The sequence below is a fragment of the Streptococcus oralis subsp. dentisani genome (genome assembly GCF_002860905.1).
Classification (GTDB): Bacteria; Bacillota; Bacilli; order Lactobacillales; family Streptococcaceae; genus Streptococcus; species Streptococcus oralis_BA.
Genome location: NZ_PKIG01000003.1, coordinates 113,009 through 129,290, shown reverse-complemented (window position 1 = coordinate 129,290; position 16,282 = coordinate 113,009). Strand labels below are relative to the sequence as shown.

At 40.5% G+C, this 16,282-nt stretch carries 16 protein-coding genes; 1 reads left to right on the top strand and 15 read right to left on the bottom strand.

Annotated elements, in window-relative coordinates:
• Positions 1 to 5 precede the first annotated feature (5 nt).
• The 6 genes from ftsA to pbp2b all read right to left on the bottom strand — a co-directional run bounded on the left by ftsA (position 6) and on the right by pbp2b (position 7,739).
• On the bottom strand, positions 6 to 1,379 hold the full coding sequence (gene ftsA / locus CYK16_RS06195) for a cell division protein FtsA (protein WP_000090384.1): 1,374 nt from the start codon (positions 1,377 to 1,379) through the stop codon (positions 6 to 8).
• A gap of 219 nt (positions 1,380 to 1,598) precedes the next feature.
• A complete protein-coding gene (locus tag CYK16_RS06190; RefSeq protein ID WP_023946156.1) occupies positions 1,599 to 2,303 on the bottom strand; it encodes a YwaF family protein in 705 nt (234 codons plus the stop codon).
• 94 nt (positions 2,304 to 2,397) lie between these two features.
• On the bottom strand, positions 2,398 to 3,771 hold the full coding sequence (locus CYK16_RS06185) for a UDP-N-acetylmuramoyl-tripeptide--D-alanyl-D-alanine ligase (protein WP_101776777.1): 1,374 nt from the start codon (positions 3,769 to 3,771) through the stop codon (positions 2,398 to 2,400).
• A gap of 84 nt (positions 3,772 to 3,855) precedes the next feature.
• Positions 3,856 to 4,899 (bottom strand): D-alanine--D-alanine ligase, encoded by a 1,044-nt coding sequence (locus CYK16_RS06180; protein WP_101776776.1) that lies wholly within the window; start codon positions 4,897 to 4,899, stop codon positions 3,856 to 3,858.
• A gap of 175 nt (positions 4,900 to 5,074) precedes the next feature.
• Positions 5,075 to 5,671, bottom strand: coding sequence for a recombination mediator RecR (recR, locus tag CYK16_RS06175; protein WP_000966754.1), 597 nt, complete (start codon positions 5,669 to 5,671; stop codon positions 5,075 to 5,077).
• Positions 5,672 to 5,681: 10 nt separating this feature from the next.
• On the bottom strand, positions 5,682 to 7,739 hold the full coding sequence (gene pbp2b / locus CYK16_RS06170; RefSeq protein ID WP_081094009.1) for a penicillin-binding protein 2B: 2,058 nt from the start codon (positions 7,737 to 7,739) through the stop codon (positions 5,682 to 5,684).
• A gap of 192 nt (positions 7,740 to 7,931) precedes the next feature.
• Here pbp2b and CYK16_RS06165 point away from each other — a divergent pair, with 192 nt between their 5' ends.
• On the top strand, positions 7,932 to 8,783 hold the full coding sequence (locus CYK16_RS06165) for a MurR/RpiR family transcriptional regulator (RefSeq protein ID WP_060805380.1): 852 nt from the start codon (positions 7,932 to 7,934) through the stop codon (positions 8,781 to 8,783).
• Between the two features lie 61 nt (positions 8,784 to 8,844).
• Here CYK16_RS06165 and CYK16_RS06160 read toward each other — a convergent pair whose 3' ends face one another.
• The 9 genes from CYK16_RS06160 to CYK16_RS06120 form a co-directional block, all read right to left on the bottom strand.
• The gene (locus CYK16_RS06160; protein ID WP_000384864.1) at positions 8,845 to 9,195 is read right to left on the bottom strand and encodes a type II toxin-antitoxin system RelE/ParE family toxin; all 351 of its coding nucleotides are present in this window, start codon (positions 9,193 to 9,195) and stop codon (positions 8,845 to 8,847) included.
• Positions 9,185 to 9,472 (bottom strand): type II toxin-antitoxin system RelB/ParD family antitoxin, encoded by a 288-nt coding sequence (relB, locus tag CYK16_RS06155; RefSeq protein WP_020901685.1) that lies wholly within the window; start codon positions 9,470 to 9,472, stop codon positions 9,185 to 9,187. The genes CYK16_RS06160 and relB overlap by 11 nt, the downstream gene beginning before the upstream one ends.
• Before the next feature lie 189 nt (positions 9,473 to 9,661).
• A complete protein-coding gene (locus CYK16_RS06150) occupies positions 9,662 to 10,558 on the bottom strand; it encodes an ROK family protein (protein WP_060805379.1) in 897 nt (298 codons plus the stop codon).
• A gap of 17 nt (positions 10,559 to 10,575) precedes the next feature.
• Positions 10,576 to 11,493: a dihydrodipicolinate synthase family protein gene (locus CYK16_RS06145; protein WP_060805378.1), complete on the bottom strand. Its 918-nt coding sequence runs from the start codon at positions 11,491 to 11,493 to the stop codon at positions 10,576 to 10,578.
• A 172-nt stretch (positions 11,494 to 11,665) separates the two neighbouring features.
• Positions 11,666 to 12,310 (bottom strand): YesL family protein, encoded by a 645-nt coding sequence (locus CYK16_RS06140; RefSeq protein WP_060805377.1) that lies wholly within the window; start codon positions 12,308 to 12,310, stop codon positions 11,666 to 11,668.
• Positions 12,311 to 12,328: 18 nt separating this feature from the next.
• Complete coding sequence (locus tag CYK16_RS06135) at positions 12,329 to 12,781, bottom strand: NanQ anomerase/TabA/YiaL family protein (RefSeq protein ID WP_060805376.1); 453 nt, start codon at positions 12,779 to 12,781, stop codon at positions 12,329 to 12,331.
• A 171-nt stretch (positions 12,782 to 12,952) separates the two neighbouring features.
• A complete protein-coding gene (locus tag CYK16_RS06130; protein WP_001192117.1) occupies positions 12,953 to 13,792 on the bottom strand; it encodes a carbohydrate ABC transporter permease in 840 nt (279 codons plus the stop codon).
• A 15-nt stretch (positions 13,793 to 13,807) separates the two neighbouring features.
• Positions 13,808 to 14,674: a carbohydrate ABC transporter permease gene (locus tag CYK16_RS06125; RefSeq protein WP_153193231.1), complete on the bottom strand. Its 867-nt coding sequence runs from the start codon at positions 14,672 to 14,674 to the stop codon at positions 13,808 to 13,810.
• A 221-nt stretch (positions 14,675 to 14,895) separates the two neighbouring features.
• Positions 14,896 to 16,224 carry an ABC transporter substrate-binding protein gene (locus CYK16_RS06120; RefSeq protein ID WP_060805375.1) on the bottom strand — a complete coding sequence of 443 codons (1,329 nt, stop codon included), beginning with the start codon at positions 16,222 to 16,224 and terminating at the stop codon, positions 14,896 to 14,898.
• Between the last annotated feature and the right edge of the window lie 58 nt (positions 16,225 to 16,282).

Genomic DNA, 16,282 nt, shown 5'->3' with positions numbered 1-16,282 from the left:
CCTCTTTATTCGTCAAACATGCTTCCGATCAAGCCACGGAAACGATCTGCTAATTTCGGTTTATTTTGTGAAGCTTGTTGGAAATCCGCCATTGGTTCTGTAGGCGCCACCGGCTCTACTTCTGGAGCAGGGGCTGGTTGAACAGGCGTTGATTGTACAAACTGAGCTGTTTTCTGAATCATTCCCCCAAAACTAAGCGGTTGTTGGAATAATCCTTCATCACCCTTGACTGCTCGTTGAGCCAAGAGATGTACTTCTGTCAATTGTCCCGCGAATTCTGATAGACTAATCACATGCGCAAAGGCTGGATTACGAATTCCAACTTGGTTTGGAACATAAAGCTTGACACGAACACCAAAAACTTCTTGAGCAAGTTCCACAATACCCGGTAAAATAGCGGTTCCACCAATCAAAACAATGCCACCAGGAAGATCCAATAAATGTCTTCTGTCTAAGTCTTGTTTGATTTGTTCAAAAATATGCTTAATACGTGCAGAAATAATTTCTGACAAGTAATTTTCTGTTACTTCAACAGGTTCTACTTCCCCGATCACTTCGACTTGGAATGTTTCCTTACTTGCAAGGGGAGGATAAGCCTCTCCATAGTTTAATTTCAAACCTTCGGCTAGTTTCTGTGATGTCTTCAAGACTTTAGAGATATCCTTAGTTACATAATCTCCGCCTTCTTGGAGAATATTGGTAAACTGGAGTTCTTGGTTACGAATTGTAGCGACAGTCGTTTGACCTGCCCCCATATCAATCACTGTAGCACCAAATTCACGTTCACCTTCATTCAAAATAGATTGAACCATTGCTAGTGGTGAAATAATAATATTTTCAACCTGAACACCTGCACGTTCAACTGTCTTACGTAGGTTATGTAAAATAGTGCGAGGACCTGTATAAAGTAAACCACGCATTTCAAGGCGAACCCCCATCATACCACGTGGGTCACGAATCCCTTGAAAACCATCCACAATAAATTCCTCAGGAATGAATGTGATAACTTCACGATCAGGTGTCATACTCTTTGTCAAAGCTGATTTGACAACATTTTCGACATCTTGATCCATAATTTCCTTGGTATCAGATGTTACTGGAATCATTCCTTGAGTTGGTTCTACCTGTAAGAGATTAGCTGGTAAACCAACATTCACTGATTTAATTGAGATGCCTGCTTTTTCTTCTGCTTGGGAAATTGCTGATTTGATAGCAGTTGCTGCTGCATCAATATCAACAATAATTCCATCCTTTACACCTTTACTTTTGGCATTACTCACGCCAATTACATTTAATTCACCATTTCTCTGCTCGGCTACAAGCACCTTGACAGAGCTTGTTCCAATATCTAGACCTGTAAAAAAGCCTTCTCTAGCCATTACATCGCATCCTCTCTATCTTCCAAGTTTCTAACTTCGTAATATTCAATAGCTAAACGTAGGCATAGCTATTCACAGAATATTATAACACAAAAAATCTCATCGTGCTCAGTTTTTTCCTAAATTTACCAGCCAATTTTTTAGTTTTTCTGTTCAGAAATTCATTCACTGTAAACTTTGTCAACAATCTGTCTATTCTACAAAAAAGAAAGCTCATTTCTAAGCTTTCTTTGCAATCATTTTTTCTGCTTCTTGTTCTAAAAATAGTTCCAAGATTTTCTTTGTTAACGTAATCGCTGCTGATAAGGCCAGGGAAACGATTAAATAATTAGCTACTAAGCCATGGTCTCCAACCAATGGTGGTTTTGTCAAGAATCCGTAATCTCCACCTGTTACTAAATTGACCACAAAAATCAAGGCATTTAGTGCAAAGGTCATGAGAAAAATTCCCTTCACATCCAACAATCGCGCGTTATACTGTCTCAATAGATAAACTAGAGAGTTCCCCAAGAGAGCTAAGTGGCCAAAGATAAAGGATAAAATCGCAATATGCGGGAATGGATAAGGATCTGGCACTGGATAAACAAAGGCTGCTAATGTCCCAAATGTTCCTAGTAATGCAAAATACTGCCGATATTTGGACTGACCAGGAAGCAAAAGCACCACAAACATAGCCATACGGCAATGGTAAAAGGGTAAGCTTTCTGACAATGGCATATGATTAACCCCATACCAACCATAAAGAAGGATTAACTGAACGGCCTGCAAGATTTGGAAAAATCGTTGGTAAACCTTCTTTTCACGATAACGATAGGCTGTATAAAAGGTCAAGGCCAAGAGTGTAAATATACTGACATACCAATAAAGATCAAACTTGGGTGGCTCTGTTGCTTGGGTCGTAAAGAAAATATCCCATAAATTCATCTAGTATTCCTCATGATTCAAAATTTTCCTGCATTTTATTATACCATGCTATTTGTCAAAAATGGATTTAGAAATACGTAAATGTTTGACAAAATCACTTGGTTTCATTTTCTAAACTTTCTACCAACTTGGCTAGATTCATAGAGTTAGAGCCTTTGAGTAGGATTTGGTCATTGACTCCAAGGCTTTCTTTGACCTGCTTGACTAGGTCTTCATATTGGTCTTGGTCTTCTGTTTTCTTGAAGTAGTAAACGTGGCCAATTGGGAACATTTGACTGGCCAATTGGGCTAATTCAGCAATGTCTTTTCCATAGAAAATAACGGTATCCAGCACATCTGGCGAAAGGCTCAAAATCATCTGGTTATGGAGTTGAATAGACTGGTCACCAAGCTCCTTCATATCCGCCAAGACAGCGATTTTCTTGCCACCTTCATTGGCTGGAATGGCAGAGAAAGTCTCTAAAATCAACTTCATAGCAGTTGGATTGGCATTGTAAACATCTGATAAGATATCTGCTCCATTAGCTGCTTTCTTCCACTCGGTACGGTTACGCGTCAATTCAAGATTTTGGAAGGCCTGACGAATTTGCTCCTCTGAAACTCCTTCTTGTAGGGCAACATAGGATGCAATCATAGCATTGGTGGCATTGTACTTACCAGTCACTGGCAAATCAAGGGCTTGCTCCAAGAAATTGGCCTTAAAGGTCAGACTGTCCTTTCGCTCAACCAAGTCTGTAATTTCCAACTCTGCCCCTTTCCCAAAACGAACTACCTTTTTATCAGTTGGCAAGTAGTCCTCTACAATAGAGTCAGCTGGTGCCAAAAGCAAGGAATTCGAAGACATCCCGTCTGCAATTTGCATTTTTCCTTTAGCAATTTCAGAACGGTCTTTGAAAAAGGCCAAATGGGCTTCTCCAACCAAGGTCACGATGGCTGTTTTTGGATGAGCCAATTCTGACAAGAGATGAATGTCGCCCAAGTGATCCTGCCCCATCTCCAAGACCAACTTTTCTGTCCCTTCAGGCATATGGAGAACTGTGTATGGAAGACCAATCTCGTTATTGTAGTTGCCTTGAGTTTTGTAGGTCTTGTAGGTTGTTGATAGCAAGTGCGCTAACATATCCTTGGTCGTTGTCTTGCCATTTGAACCCGTAACCGCAAAGACATCAACAGCTATTTTTTCAAGATAGTAGGCTGCTAGTTGCTGAAAGGCAGTCAGAACATCATCTACTAGAATATAGGGATGATTTGCAACCTCTTTCTCAGACAGGGTTACAGCAGCGCCATTTTCAAAAGCTCTTTCGATAAAGTCATGACCGTCACGCGCACCTTTGAGGGGCACAAATAAATCCCCTGCCGCAATTAAGCGACTATCAAACTCAGCTTTTTCTAGGTGGGTGTCCTCAAAGATACTGATATCATTTTTAGCTCCTACAACTTGAGCCACTTCATGGATTGTTAATTTCATTTCTACTCCTTTAAAAAGGGTTGAAGTCCGAGAACTCTAGTCACCTTGCAGTGATAGTTCTGGCTCCCACCCTCTCTTTCATTTTTATAACAAATGCGCTTCGCGCTTGTCAAAACTTTCCTTGGCAAGGTCCACCAAACGCTCGATTAGTTCTGGGTAGCTGATTCCCATATTGTCCCAAAGTAGTGGATACATTGACCACTGGGTGAAACCTGGCATGGTATTGAGCTCGTTGAGGAAAACCTCTCCCTTGTCTGTATAGAAGAAATCGCAACGAGAGAGACCGAGCCCACCAATGGCACGGAAGGCAGTTTCTGCATTTTGACGCATGACAGCTACCACATCATCACTGATCTTAGCTGGGATATCCATGGTAATCTTGTTATCAATATACTTGGCATCGTAGTCATAAAAGGCTACATCCTTGACTACTTCCCCTGGAAGCGTGCTTTTGACATCGTAGTTGCCCAAGAGACCAACCTCGATTTCACGGGCATTTACCCCTTGCTCTACCAAGACACGGCTGTCATATTGGAAGGCAAGTTTCAAGGCTTGACGGAGTTCTTCTTGATTTTCAGATTTTGAAATACCGACACTTGAACCCATGTTTGATGGTTTTGTGAAAACTGGATAAGTCAATTTTTCTTCAACTTCGGCAATTTTAACAGTCACATCATCACCTTCGACAATGGCCACATAAGGAACTTGGGCAATCCCGACAGATTCTAAGACACGCTTAGTGGTGATTTTATCCATGGCAAGACTAGATGACAAGATATTGCAGCCGACATAAGGCATTTTCAAAACTTCCAAGAATCCTTGGACAGAGCCATCCTCTCCCATCGGACCGTGAAGGACTGGGAAGACCACTGCACCATCTTCGTAGATGGCACTTGGTGCAACTTTCTTATCCCAATCAATGGTCGCATTGGTCATGAGACGGTCCTCTTGACCTGGAGTCTGACTAAATTCCTGCGTTTTGATAAAGTCACCTGACTGACTGATAAAGAAAGTCTTAACTGTGAAACGGTCGTAATTGACCGCACGCATGACACTTTCCGCTGAAAGGACAGAGACTTCGCGTTCCGCACTCCGTCCACCATATAAAAGAATAATCGTTTGTTTCATATTATTTGTCCTAATTCTACTAGAATACTCGCTCTTTAGTATATCATATTTGCTTGTTTTTTTAAAACTTGAACCTGATCCTACTCATCACACTATACAAAAAGAGGCCGATATGAACGATTTTCAGCCTCCTTAATTTTTTATAAATGAATGGAGTTCGTAAATTTGTCCACACTTACAACTCTGTCCGATTTTCAATAGCCCGTAAGAGGGTCACTTCGTCCGCATACTCGATATCTGCTCCGACAGCGAGGCCTCGTGCCAGACGAGTGACCTTGATCCCAGCTGGCTTGAGTAAGCGGGAAAGATACATGGAAGTCGCTTCCCCATCTGCTGTGGCATTGGTTGCTACGATTACTTCTGAAACCTCACTATCCATCAGACGAGTCATGAGACTCTTGAGATTGATATCGTCTGGACTGATACCATTCATGGGAGAAATAAGGCCATGCAGGACATGATAGAGGCCATGGTATTCTTGGATATTTTCCATGGCTGCCACATCCCGACTATCTTCTAGCACCAAAATCGTTGTCTGGTCACGAGTTGGATCGGTACAGATAGAACAAGGATCGTCGTCTGTCAAACGTCCACAAATAGAACAGTAGGTCAATTCTCTCTTAGCAGAAAGGAGATTTTTTGCAAATTCATTGACATCGTCATCAGACATTCCAATCGTATAAAAGGCCAGACGCGTAGCCGTCTTAATCCCGATACCTGGTAACTTAGAATAACTGTCAATCAGCTTGGCAATGGGTGTTGGATAAAGCATAATTTCCTTTCTAGTTCATCGGATGGTATTTTTGATACAGATTGATAATGTCACGCGCAATGGAAGGTCCTACACCATTTGTTAGATTGGTATTATGAGGAAAGACCACTGCAACAGCGATTTGGGGATTATCAGATGGGGCATAGGCCACCGCATTGGTATTGGTTGCTTGCTGACCATCTGCTACATAGCTTTCGGCTGTACCCGTTTTTCCGCTAATGGATACCAAGGCACCATTTGAAAAGGCACGTCCAGTTGTCAATCCACTAGTCCCATGAGCAACCTGATAAAAACCTTGGTGCAAGACACTCATATCGGAGTCGGATATATTGACCTTATTCATCTCTGTCGGTTGCAGTTGCTGAATCAAGTCGCCCAGTCCTCCCTTATCATTATTTCCATAAATGCCTTCAACAATACGAGGAGCCACACGAACACCATCATTTGCAATAGTTGCTACATACTGAGCCAATTGCATCGGCGTATAGTTATCAAACTGCCCAAAGGCATTGGTAATGAAATTGGCAAAGTTATACTCTTTGGGAATAAATCCAGTAGATTCATCTGGTAAGTCAATCCCGGTCGCAGACCCCAAGCCATATTCGCCAAAGGTTGAACGCAATTTCCCCATAGCAGACTCTAGATTGCTGGTGCCGACAAACATATTTGGTTGATAGGTCTGCCCCATAAGACCTAAGGCTGTTTGGACCATATAAGTATTGGATGAATACTCCAGAGCTTGAACCGCCGTAATCGGCATTGCCCCAGAAAAGGCAGTATACCAAGAATTAATTGGAGCTGAACCTTGGAAGACAATGGACTGGTCTGTCAAGGTCTGGTTTCCTGACAAGACTCCATTTTCCCAACCAGAGCTGATGGTCGCCGCCTTGACAACCGAACCTGGAACAAAGACATTAGTTACCGTTCCCAAGGAATCAGGCGTCAACTCTCCCGTTTTCAGGTCGTGTTTGATTCCTGACATAGACAAAACAGCACCTGTTTTTGGGTTAAGGGCGACTGCATAGACACCCTCAGAATACTTGGCTCCACCATTCCCCAACTCTGAATTGAAATAACTTTTCAGCAAAGCATCCACGCTATCTTGGAAGGCCAAATCAATGGTCAGTTTAATATTATTCCCTTTGGTACCATCTTCGATATTTTCGACACTTTCCATGTTACCGTACTTATCTAGATGAATCTCCTTCACTGAGCGTTTACCTTGCAAGGTTTCCTCGTATTGCTTTTCTAGATAAGAGGTCCCCACACGGTCATTTAGAGAATAACCTTTTTTAAGATAAGCATCTGCTTCTTCCGCTGGGAGACCAGCTTTTTCACTCGATACACTACCTACTATAGAAGAAAGGGAAGTCTCTAGAACTTTTCGATCCCATGAAGTTGAAATACTGACACCGGGTAATTGTTTCGAAGCAGAGGCAATCAGAGCAATCTGGGTATCTGTCAAGGCATCTGTCACAATGGTTCCTGTCGCAAAATTTCCAACGGCATTTAACTGACTAAAAAGATAGATTTCTTTCTTTTCATCCTCTGTATAATTTAGTTGACTCGTTTGAACACTATCGACTGCATTGTTATACAGTTCTGATTCGGATAGACGATTGCCATCTGAATTCAAGCGCTTCTCACTTGGGAGAGCCTCCACTGTTTTTTTATAGATTTCAGGATCAGCCAAATAGTAATCTGCCAACTGACGTTCTGTCAAATTGGGCGAACTGATGCTCACATATCCCAGCAACTGACTAGCGATTTCTTTCAGATCTTTAGCCGTCATTTTATTACTACGCGTAAAGGAAACAACCTGCTTTAGCGTATTTTCTACCAAAGGTTTTCCACTAGCATCATAGATTTCCCCACGGGCAGAACTGGTTGTGACCTTGGTCTGACTAGCTGAGGCTAGCTTTTTTTCGTAAAAATCCTTGTTCAAAACCTGCATATACAACAAACGACCAATAATGGTCATAAAGAGTAAAATGACGATTGAAAACAATAAATTAAGCCGAATCGGAATCGAATGGCTGTTAAATTTTCTCATACAAATCAGTCTCATTTCTAACTTAAAATCTTACTCTTAATTGTACCACAATTTGAGCAGAAAATTATGGAAAAGAAAGAAGCTTTTTTTCGTTTTTACAGTAAGATACGTTTTTATTTATTCATCCCTATATTATATGTTATAATGAATGTAAAAGTTCAATAATCTAGTCTTTTTCCAACACGACTCATTTAAAGGAGCCTTTCTATGGACAAACCAGATATAGCAACCATCATTGATTCTCACTTCGAAGAAATGACAGATTTAGAGCAAGAAATCGCTCGCTATTTTTTACAATCTGAAACCATTGCAGATGATTTATCTTCTCAGAAGGTCACTCAAAAATTACATATTTCTCAGGCTGCTCTGACCCGCTTTGCTAAAAAGTGTGGTTTTACAGGCTATAGAGAATTTATTTTCCAATACCAACACCAAGCAGAGAAACAAGACACCCATTCTCACAAACACAGTCCACTTACAAAACGAGTCCTCAGAAGTTATAGCAACATGCGGGAGCAAACACAGGACTTGATTGACGAAGTCCAACTAGAAAGAATTGCCCAGTTAATCGAAGATGCTGAACGTGTCTACTTCTTCGGAACAGGAAGTTCTGGCCTCGTAGCTCGTGAAATGAAATTGCGCTTCATGCGTCTAGGTGTGGTCTGTGAAGCCTTAACAGACCAAGACGGTTTTGCTTGGACAACCAGTATTATGGATGAGAATTGTCTCGTACTGGGGTTCTCACTGTCTGGTACAACACCTTCTATTTTAGATAGTCTATTAGACGCTAAGGAGATGGGGGCAAAGACTGTACTTTTTACAAGTGTTCCCAATAAAGATAGTCAGGCTTATACAGAGACTGTTCTTGTAGCCACACACAGCCAGTCTTCTTACATCCAACGTATATCCGCTCAACTTCCTATGCTCTTCTTTATCGATTTGATTTATGCCTACTTTTTGGAAATCAATCGTGAGAGCAAGGAGAAAATCTTTAATAGCTACTGGGAAAATAAAAAACTCAACGGTTATCGTAGACAAAAACGTGTAAGAAAATCCTAGTTTGGTCTAGCCAAACTAGGATTTTTATTCATCACTAAACATACCTCTTCAAGATTATGAATCAATCGTATCTTGACTTAGTCTTAAATAATTTCATGTAATCACTTTTTGAAGGGAGTAAATAAGCAAGTCTGACGGTATCCTCAACAATTGTATATAATACGATGTAATCCTTACTCAAGGTCAATCCTCGCGTTTGGTAGCGAGGGTCTAATTTCTTACCAAATTTTTCATCGGCATCAAATCCAGCTTGAGGGAAAATTTCTAGACGATTAATATCTTTTCTGATACTCGCCACTTTTCGTCTCGCAGCCTCTACAGAACCGATTTCCTCTGCTATATACTGATATATTTTATCCAGACTATCAATCACTCTAGGAGAATACAAAATCCTATATTTTTTATAATCCATAGCGTGTCACAACATCCTCATCTGTCAAGTAATTTCCAGCCTCAATCTTGGCATAACTTTCTTGAACTTCTGCTTGTAATTGCCTAAACAAATACTCCTTCTCTAATTCCTCTTCACTCAGTAAATCTACTTCATTTGTTACGGCAACATTCTTTAAAAATAATCTAAGTGCTGATGAAAGAGAGAGATTTTTTTCTTTTAACACTTCCATGGCATCATTTACTAATTCTCTATTAGCTTGGAAGGTCACAACTTTACTTGAATTCGCTATAGCCATTTTATATAACTCCTTTATATATTTTATTTATTATCTCACAATTATAAAGAAAGTCAAGGGAACTTGATTAGAAAATCCTAGTTTGGCTGAGCCAAACTAGGATTGTTTTGTCTTGATACTCTTCGAAAATCTCTTCAAACCACGTCAGCTTCGCCTTGTCGTACTCAAGTACTGCCTACGGCTAACTTCCTAGTTTGCTCTTTGATTTTCATTGAGTATAAAATGATAATAAGCACCAAGCATCCCTGCTGTATTTTGGTGATGGGCAAATTCTAATCGTGTTTTTTCAGCTAGGCTTGGTACCAAAGCATCTTTTAAAGCTTTTCGAATTTTAGGTTTGAGGATTGCCTCTTGGCCCATGATACCACCACCGAGAATGACCACTTCTGGATTGGCAACGTAGCAAATATTTGCCAAACCTTTCCCTAGATAGTCTACCATACGGTCAATACCAGCCATACAAATCTTGTTGCCTTCAGTGGCTTCCTTAAAGATGCGTCGGCCATTCCACTGATCAACTGGATCTCCATGACCTGCCGCTACATACTCCACCAAGGCTGTCGTAGAGGCCAAGTCTTGGAAATCTCCATCCTGCATATGCATATAGCCAACTTCACAGGCGGAATTGCTAAATCCATGGAAGACTTTCCCATCCATAATCAAACAACCACCGATACCTGTTCCAATAGTCAGGCAAAGGGTGACACTCGCTCCCTTACCTGAACCAGATACCGCTTCAGCAAGACCTGCACAGTTGACATCATTTTCAATCTCACAAGGAATCGCAAAGCTAGTCTCGATTTCCTTCTTGAACTGGGTGCCTGCATAGTTAGGGATTTGAGGTCCAGCATAGAAAATTTCACCCTTGTCAGGATCTACCATCCCTGCAGAAGAAATGGCAACACCTGCTACTGGGCCTTTTTCTAAATAACTAGCTACGATATCTTTGGTCTTTTGTAAGATATGAGGTCCACCCTTATGCGCCTCTGTTGGCATTTCATGCGATTCAACAAGTTGGCCTTCTTGGTCGATCAAACCATATTTGATGTTGGTTCCACCGATATCAATTGCAACGTAGTGTGTCATAAATACCTCCTTATGGATTAGAGGAAGCGCTCCTTGGTTTCACGAATCAAGGCTGCAGCTGCTTCTACAACTGGACGATCTTCTTCAGTCACTGGTGTCAATGGTGAACGAACAGAACCAATGTTCAGTCCTTCATTGATTTTCAAGACTTCTTTAATGACACCATACATATTTCCATGTGCAGCAGTCAATTTGCCAATGATAGCGTTGATAGCATACTGCAATTCACGCGCTGTTTCCAAATCTTTATCAGCAATCAATTGGTTGAGTTTCAAGAATAGTTCTGGCATAGCACCATAAGTACCACCGATACCAGCCTTAGCACCCATGAGACGGCCACCTAGGAACTGTTCATCTGGACCGTTAAAGACGATATGGTCTTCTCCACCAAGGCTCACAAAAGTTTGGATATCTTGAACTGGCATAGAAGAGTTCTTCACACCGATAACACGAGGATTCTTCAACATTTCAGTATAAAGACTTGGAGTCAAAGCAACACCTGCCAATTGAGGAATGTTGTAGATGACATAGTCTGTATTTGGAGCTGCAGAACTGATATCGTTCCAGTACTTAGCAACTGAGTATTCTGGTAAGCGGAAATAAATAGGTGGAATCGTCGCAATAGCATCTACATCCAAGCTTTCTGCGTGGCGAGCCAGTTCCATACTGTCTTTGGTATTATTGCAAGCAACGTGAGCAATGATAGTCAACTTACCTTTGGCAACCGCCATAACTTCTTCCAAGATTAACTTGCGGTCTTCAACACTTTGGTAGATACATTCACCAGAAGAACCATTGACATAAAGACCTTGAACACCTTTATCAATGAAGTATTGAACCAAGGCACGCGTACGCTCTGGACTTACTTCTCCTTGATCATCATAACATGCGTAGAAGGCTGGAATGACACCTTCGTATTTTTTTAAATCTGACATAGATTTTCTCCTAAATTTTCTTTTTTTCTGCTAAAAGCAGGTTTTATTCTTTACGTGTTTAGTATACACCTTGTAAAAAACGCTTTCAATATCTTGTGTACACTTAGATTTTAGTTTCGATATGAATTTTGAAATGTTTATGGTTTGAAAGTAGTTTCAGAAACAAGCCATCCTATTGGTATTTTGAGAAAATTTTCTCCATCAATCCAGTCTGGAGAAAGACCAAGAGCCCAAACCCAAAAAGCAGGAAGGCTGAACCACCTAAAAGTAAACTGAAGGCGGACAGATAAAGAACCATCACAATGAGAAAGAGAATAGCTAACATGAGGAAGAACCAAGGAAAGTTAAAACTTGCCAAGATAAGTCCTTTTTGCAGCACTTCTTTCCAAGTCAAATCATAGCGTGCAGCGATTGGATAGCTAGCCAACATCACGATAGTGAGGAAGATCAGAATTCCTAAACAGATAGCTTTTACCATTTGGAAAGGCATAGCTGTCTGACCCCAGAAGAGATAGAGATCTAGAAGGCTTAATGAGACAATGCCCAACTCAAGCAGACCTAACTGAAGACCTAGTTTCAGATTTTGCTTGAAAGCTCTTAGATAGATTTTAAAGACAGGTACACGTCTACTTTTCTTAATCTCAAACATAGTCTCGTAGAGGCTAATTTTAGCCACTCCAATCGTCACGATGGGCAAACAAGAGACGACAAAAAGAAGATTGGCTGTCACGATATCCAAGACCTTCTCACTAAAACGCATGAGAAAGTTATCTGTATCAAATGCTGCCTTGATAAGGCTTACTCCTTTTTGTGCCATATTTGCTCCTCCTGATTTTTAATCAATCAAAATTTTAAAAAGATATTTACGAACCTTCTCTTCCATACCTGCATAGCCATTCGGCTGGTGCGGTTCTCCTGGGAAGAAAATCGCAAAATTGTGATAACCCAACAAGAGTGGGTATTTTTCATGACAATGAACAAAACCAATGTCACTTGCTTCGTCGAATGCTACTGCCTCGTCTTTGATACGTGAACCGTAGCTCAAATATTCATGTCCTTCTACCAGCAAATGCAAGTCTGCATAGTTCTTATGATGCTCAAATTGATCATTTTCAGCTTGATTGAGGACATTTTCCTGAACAACTAGAAAGACCTTGTCCCCGTCAATCTCATACTTTCCTAACTCAAAAGAATCTTTACGATGTTGATAGAGATAGTCGATAGCCTTGTCTAGATTAGGATGAATCCCTTTGTAAAAGGTGATGTTTTTCAAATCGTCAAAAATCATACTCTTTCCTTCGTTTCTGATAGTTAACTAAAATCATTCTTAAGTTGATAAGTGTCTAACAAAATATCTAAGGTAAGCAAATACCCAACATTTTGTAGACACTTATAACCTCTATATTTCCATAGCATGTCTAGACCACTTCCGCAATCTTGACACACCAGTTTACTTTTCTTAACCTTTGACCGCTCCCATAGTAATACCCTGAGTGAAGGATTTTTGGAAGACTAGGAAGACTGTTACGATTGGAACTGCTGCAAGAGCGGCACCTGCCATGATCAAACCATAGTTGGTTGCCATTTCAGCCTGCATAGTCGCAACACCGAGTGAAATGGTCAAATTATTACGTGAAGTCAGCATTACCAACTGCATGAAGTAGTCGTTCCATGTATTGATGAAGGTAAAGATTGCAAGTGCTGCAAATCCTGGTTTCACAATTGGGAAGGCTACGCTCCAGAAGGTACGAATCTCACCACAACCGTCGATTTTAGCTGATTCAAGCAACTCTGTAGGAATATTCTCACTGAACTGTTTCATGAGGAAGACCCCGAATGGCCATCCAATCAAAGGCAAGATAACTGCCCAGAGAGTATCGTGAATTCCCATGAAGTTGACGATACGTACCAATGGTACAAGGACAACTTGTTTTGGAAGTGCCATAGCAGCAATAAAGATTGCAAAGAGAATACGTTGCCCATAGAAACGTTTTTTAGCCAATACATAACCTGCTAGAGATGAGGTCGCACAGACTAAGAACATGGTTACCAATGAGATAAACACAGAGTTCCACATCCACTGCATAGCAGGGTTTTGCACCATGAGTTGTTGGAAGTTTTCCATGGTTGGCATTTTAGGGAACCATTGTGGTGGAATAACGATGGTATCAGGTTGTGATTTGAAGGCCCCTGTCAAAATCCAGTAGAATGGAAAGATGAACAGCACGGTCAACAAGAGCAAGATAATAGTTGAAATAACAGTGAAAGCTGTTATAGGTTTCTTTTGTGTAGATTGCATAGCTGTCTCCTTTCTTTAATATTCTACGTCATTTCCGAGCGCCTTAAATTGAACAAAGCTTACAATAGCAATCATGACTGCCAAGAAGACACCAATGGTATTAGCATACCCGTATTCGGTCAATTGGAAGGCTTTTTCGTAAAGGTAGTACATCAAGGTACTTGTTGAGTAGTTTGGCCCACCAGATGTTAATAGTTGAATCAAGGCGAAAACTTGAAATGAGTTAATTGTTGTGATGATTGCGATGTAGAGAGTTGTTGGAAGAAGGCTTGGCCATTTAATCTTCCAGAAAACTTGAAATTCAGTTGCACCGTCTACACGAGCCGCTTCAACCAGTGAATTGTCAATATTCCCCATAGCAGCTATGTAGAGGATAATTGGCTGACCAACAGATGTTGTCAAGAGGATAATCATAATTGCCAGTAATGCCCAGTGTTTATCTCCCAACCAAGAAATATTCTGGCTGATGATATGGCTTGACTTAAGGACAAAGTTTAGAATCCCTGATAATGGGTCATAAATCCATTTCCAAACAACTGTTACGGCAACACTACCTGTTACAACAGGAAGGAAGAAGACGAAACGGTAGAAAGATCTGGCAATAGCATTTTGATGGTAGGTTTGCGACGCCACAAAGAGCGAAAAGAGAACAACAATCGGTACAGATCCAACAACCAAAATAACTGTGTTAATCAAAGACTTCATAAAGACAGGGTCTTTAAACATACGAATGTAGTTGTCCAAACCCACAAACTCAAATTTAGTCATTGAATAGTTAAAGAAACTTGTAATGAATCCCATAATCATAGGAACCAATACAAAGATGACAAAGAAGAATAATACTGGTGCTAAGAAAGCGTAGGAAATCACTGTTTCCCGCATACGAATTTTATTGACTTTCACAGTCGGCACCTCTCTTTCACAAATAGAATATTTTGGATTTTCTTGAACAGTTTTAAAATCAAAATGAAATTTTTTAAGATTCGCTTATGTAAGAACTTCATTTTAATTTCGTGACAGTTTCTGATATTTCAAATAAAATCCTCCCTTTTCTTACATAGATTATGCACAGGGAAAAGGGAGGAGTCAATCTGATTCAGTGCTTATTGTTTTGTAGCTTTTTTAATTGTTTCGTTAGCTTTTTCAGTGAAGGCTTTTAAAGCATCCGCTGGTTTTTGATCGCCATTTGAAACTGATTGCAACATTGGGAACCATAGAGTTCTCATTTCTGCAAAACCATCAATTGTATTGTAGTATGGTGAGTAGTATTTAGTCCAACCACTGATTGTTTCCATACGTTTATCTTCATAAAGTTTTCCAAATGAAGTACGAACTGGGAAGGCACCTGTACGAACAACGTCTTTTGGACCCCATTCTTTGTCATCCGCGATGAATTGAACGAATTTCTTAGATGCTGCAACTTTCTTGTCGTCTTTGTTGTTGAATACTGCAAATCCGTTTACAAGGTATTCAAGAGCTGGTTTACCTGAATCTGATGGGAATGGTACTTCTACCACTTCTACTTTACTTGCTTCCAAGAGTTTCGCTTGGATACCGTTTTGAGCTGGCGCCCAAAGGATTGTGTAAGATGTTTGACCGTTGGCAAAGTTTTGGATATCTGCTCCACCGTCAAATTGTGAACCATTGTTCAACAAACCGTCTTTGATCCAGCTAGCTGCTTTTTCAAGACCTTTGACAAATTTAGGATCATCAGTTGTATATTTTGTTACATCTTTATCTGTTACAGAACCTCCGTAAAGGTTTGAGATGAAGGCACGTGTTCCTTGGTCTCCCCCTTGACCAGAACTGAACAATGAACCTGGTGTGTAGCCTTTGTCTTTAAGCGCTTTCAAAACTTTTTCAAAATCATCAGTTGTCCAACCTTCTTTTACAAGGTTCGCAACTCCAGCATCTTCCAACATTTTCTTGTTCATGGCCATGTAGAATGGTGCTGAACTGATTGGATACATATAAGCTTTGTCTCCAGCTTTACTTGCTTTTACGATGTTTTCATTGTTGACATCTTTAACAAAGTCATCTGTGAAGAGGTCATTCAAGTCAGCCAATTTACCATTTTTACCATATTGGATGATACGTCCTGGTGCGTCAAAAAGTACGTCTGGAGCTGTACCTGCTTCGATAGCTGTAGTAATCTTTTCTGGACCTGACTTAAAGTCGATGGTTTCCAATTTCACTTTTACATCTGGATTTGCTTTTTCAAAGGCTTCGATGATTGACTTTTCATATGTTCCAACACCGTCACCAGTTTTTTCTTGAGTGAAGACTGGGAATGCCCACCAAGTGATTTCTGTTTTGGCACCGTCACCACCTGATTTGGCAGCATCTTTACTTCCGCCAGAATTGCCACAAGCAGCAAGACCAAGAACCGCAGCACCCGCAAGTACTGTACAAGCTAATTTTCTAAATTTCATCTGTATTCTCCTATGTAATAAGCGTATCCATATTGGATAATGAGTAAGATTGTATTTG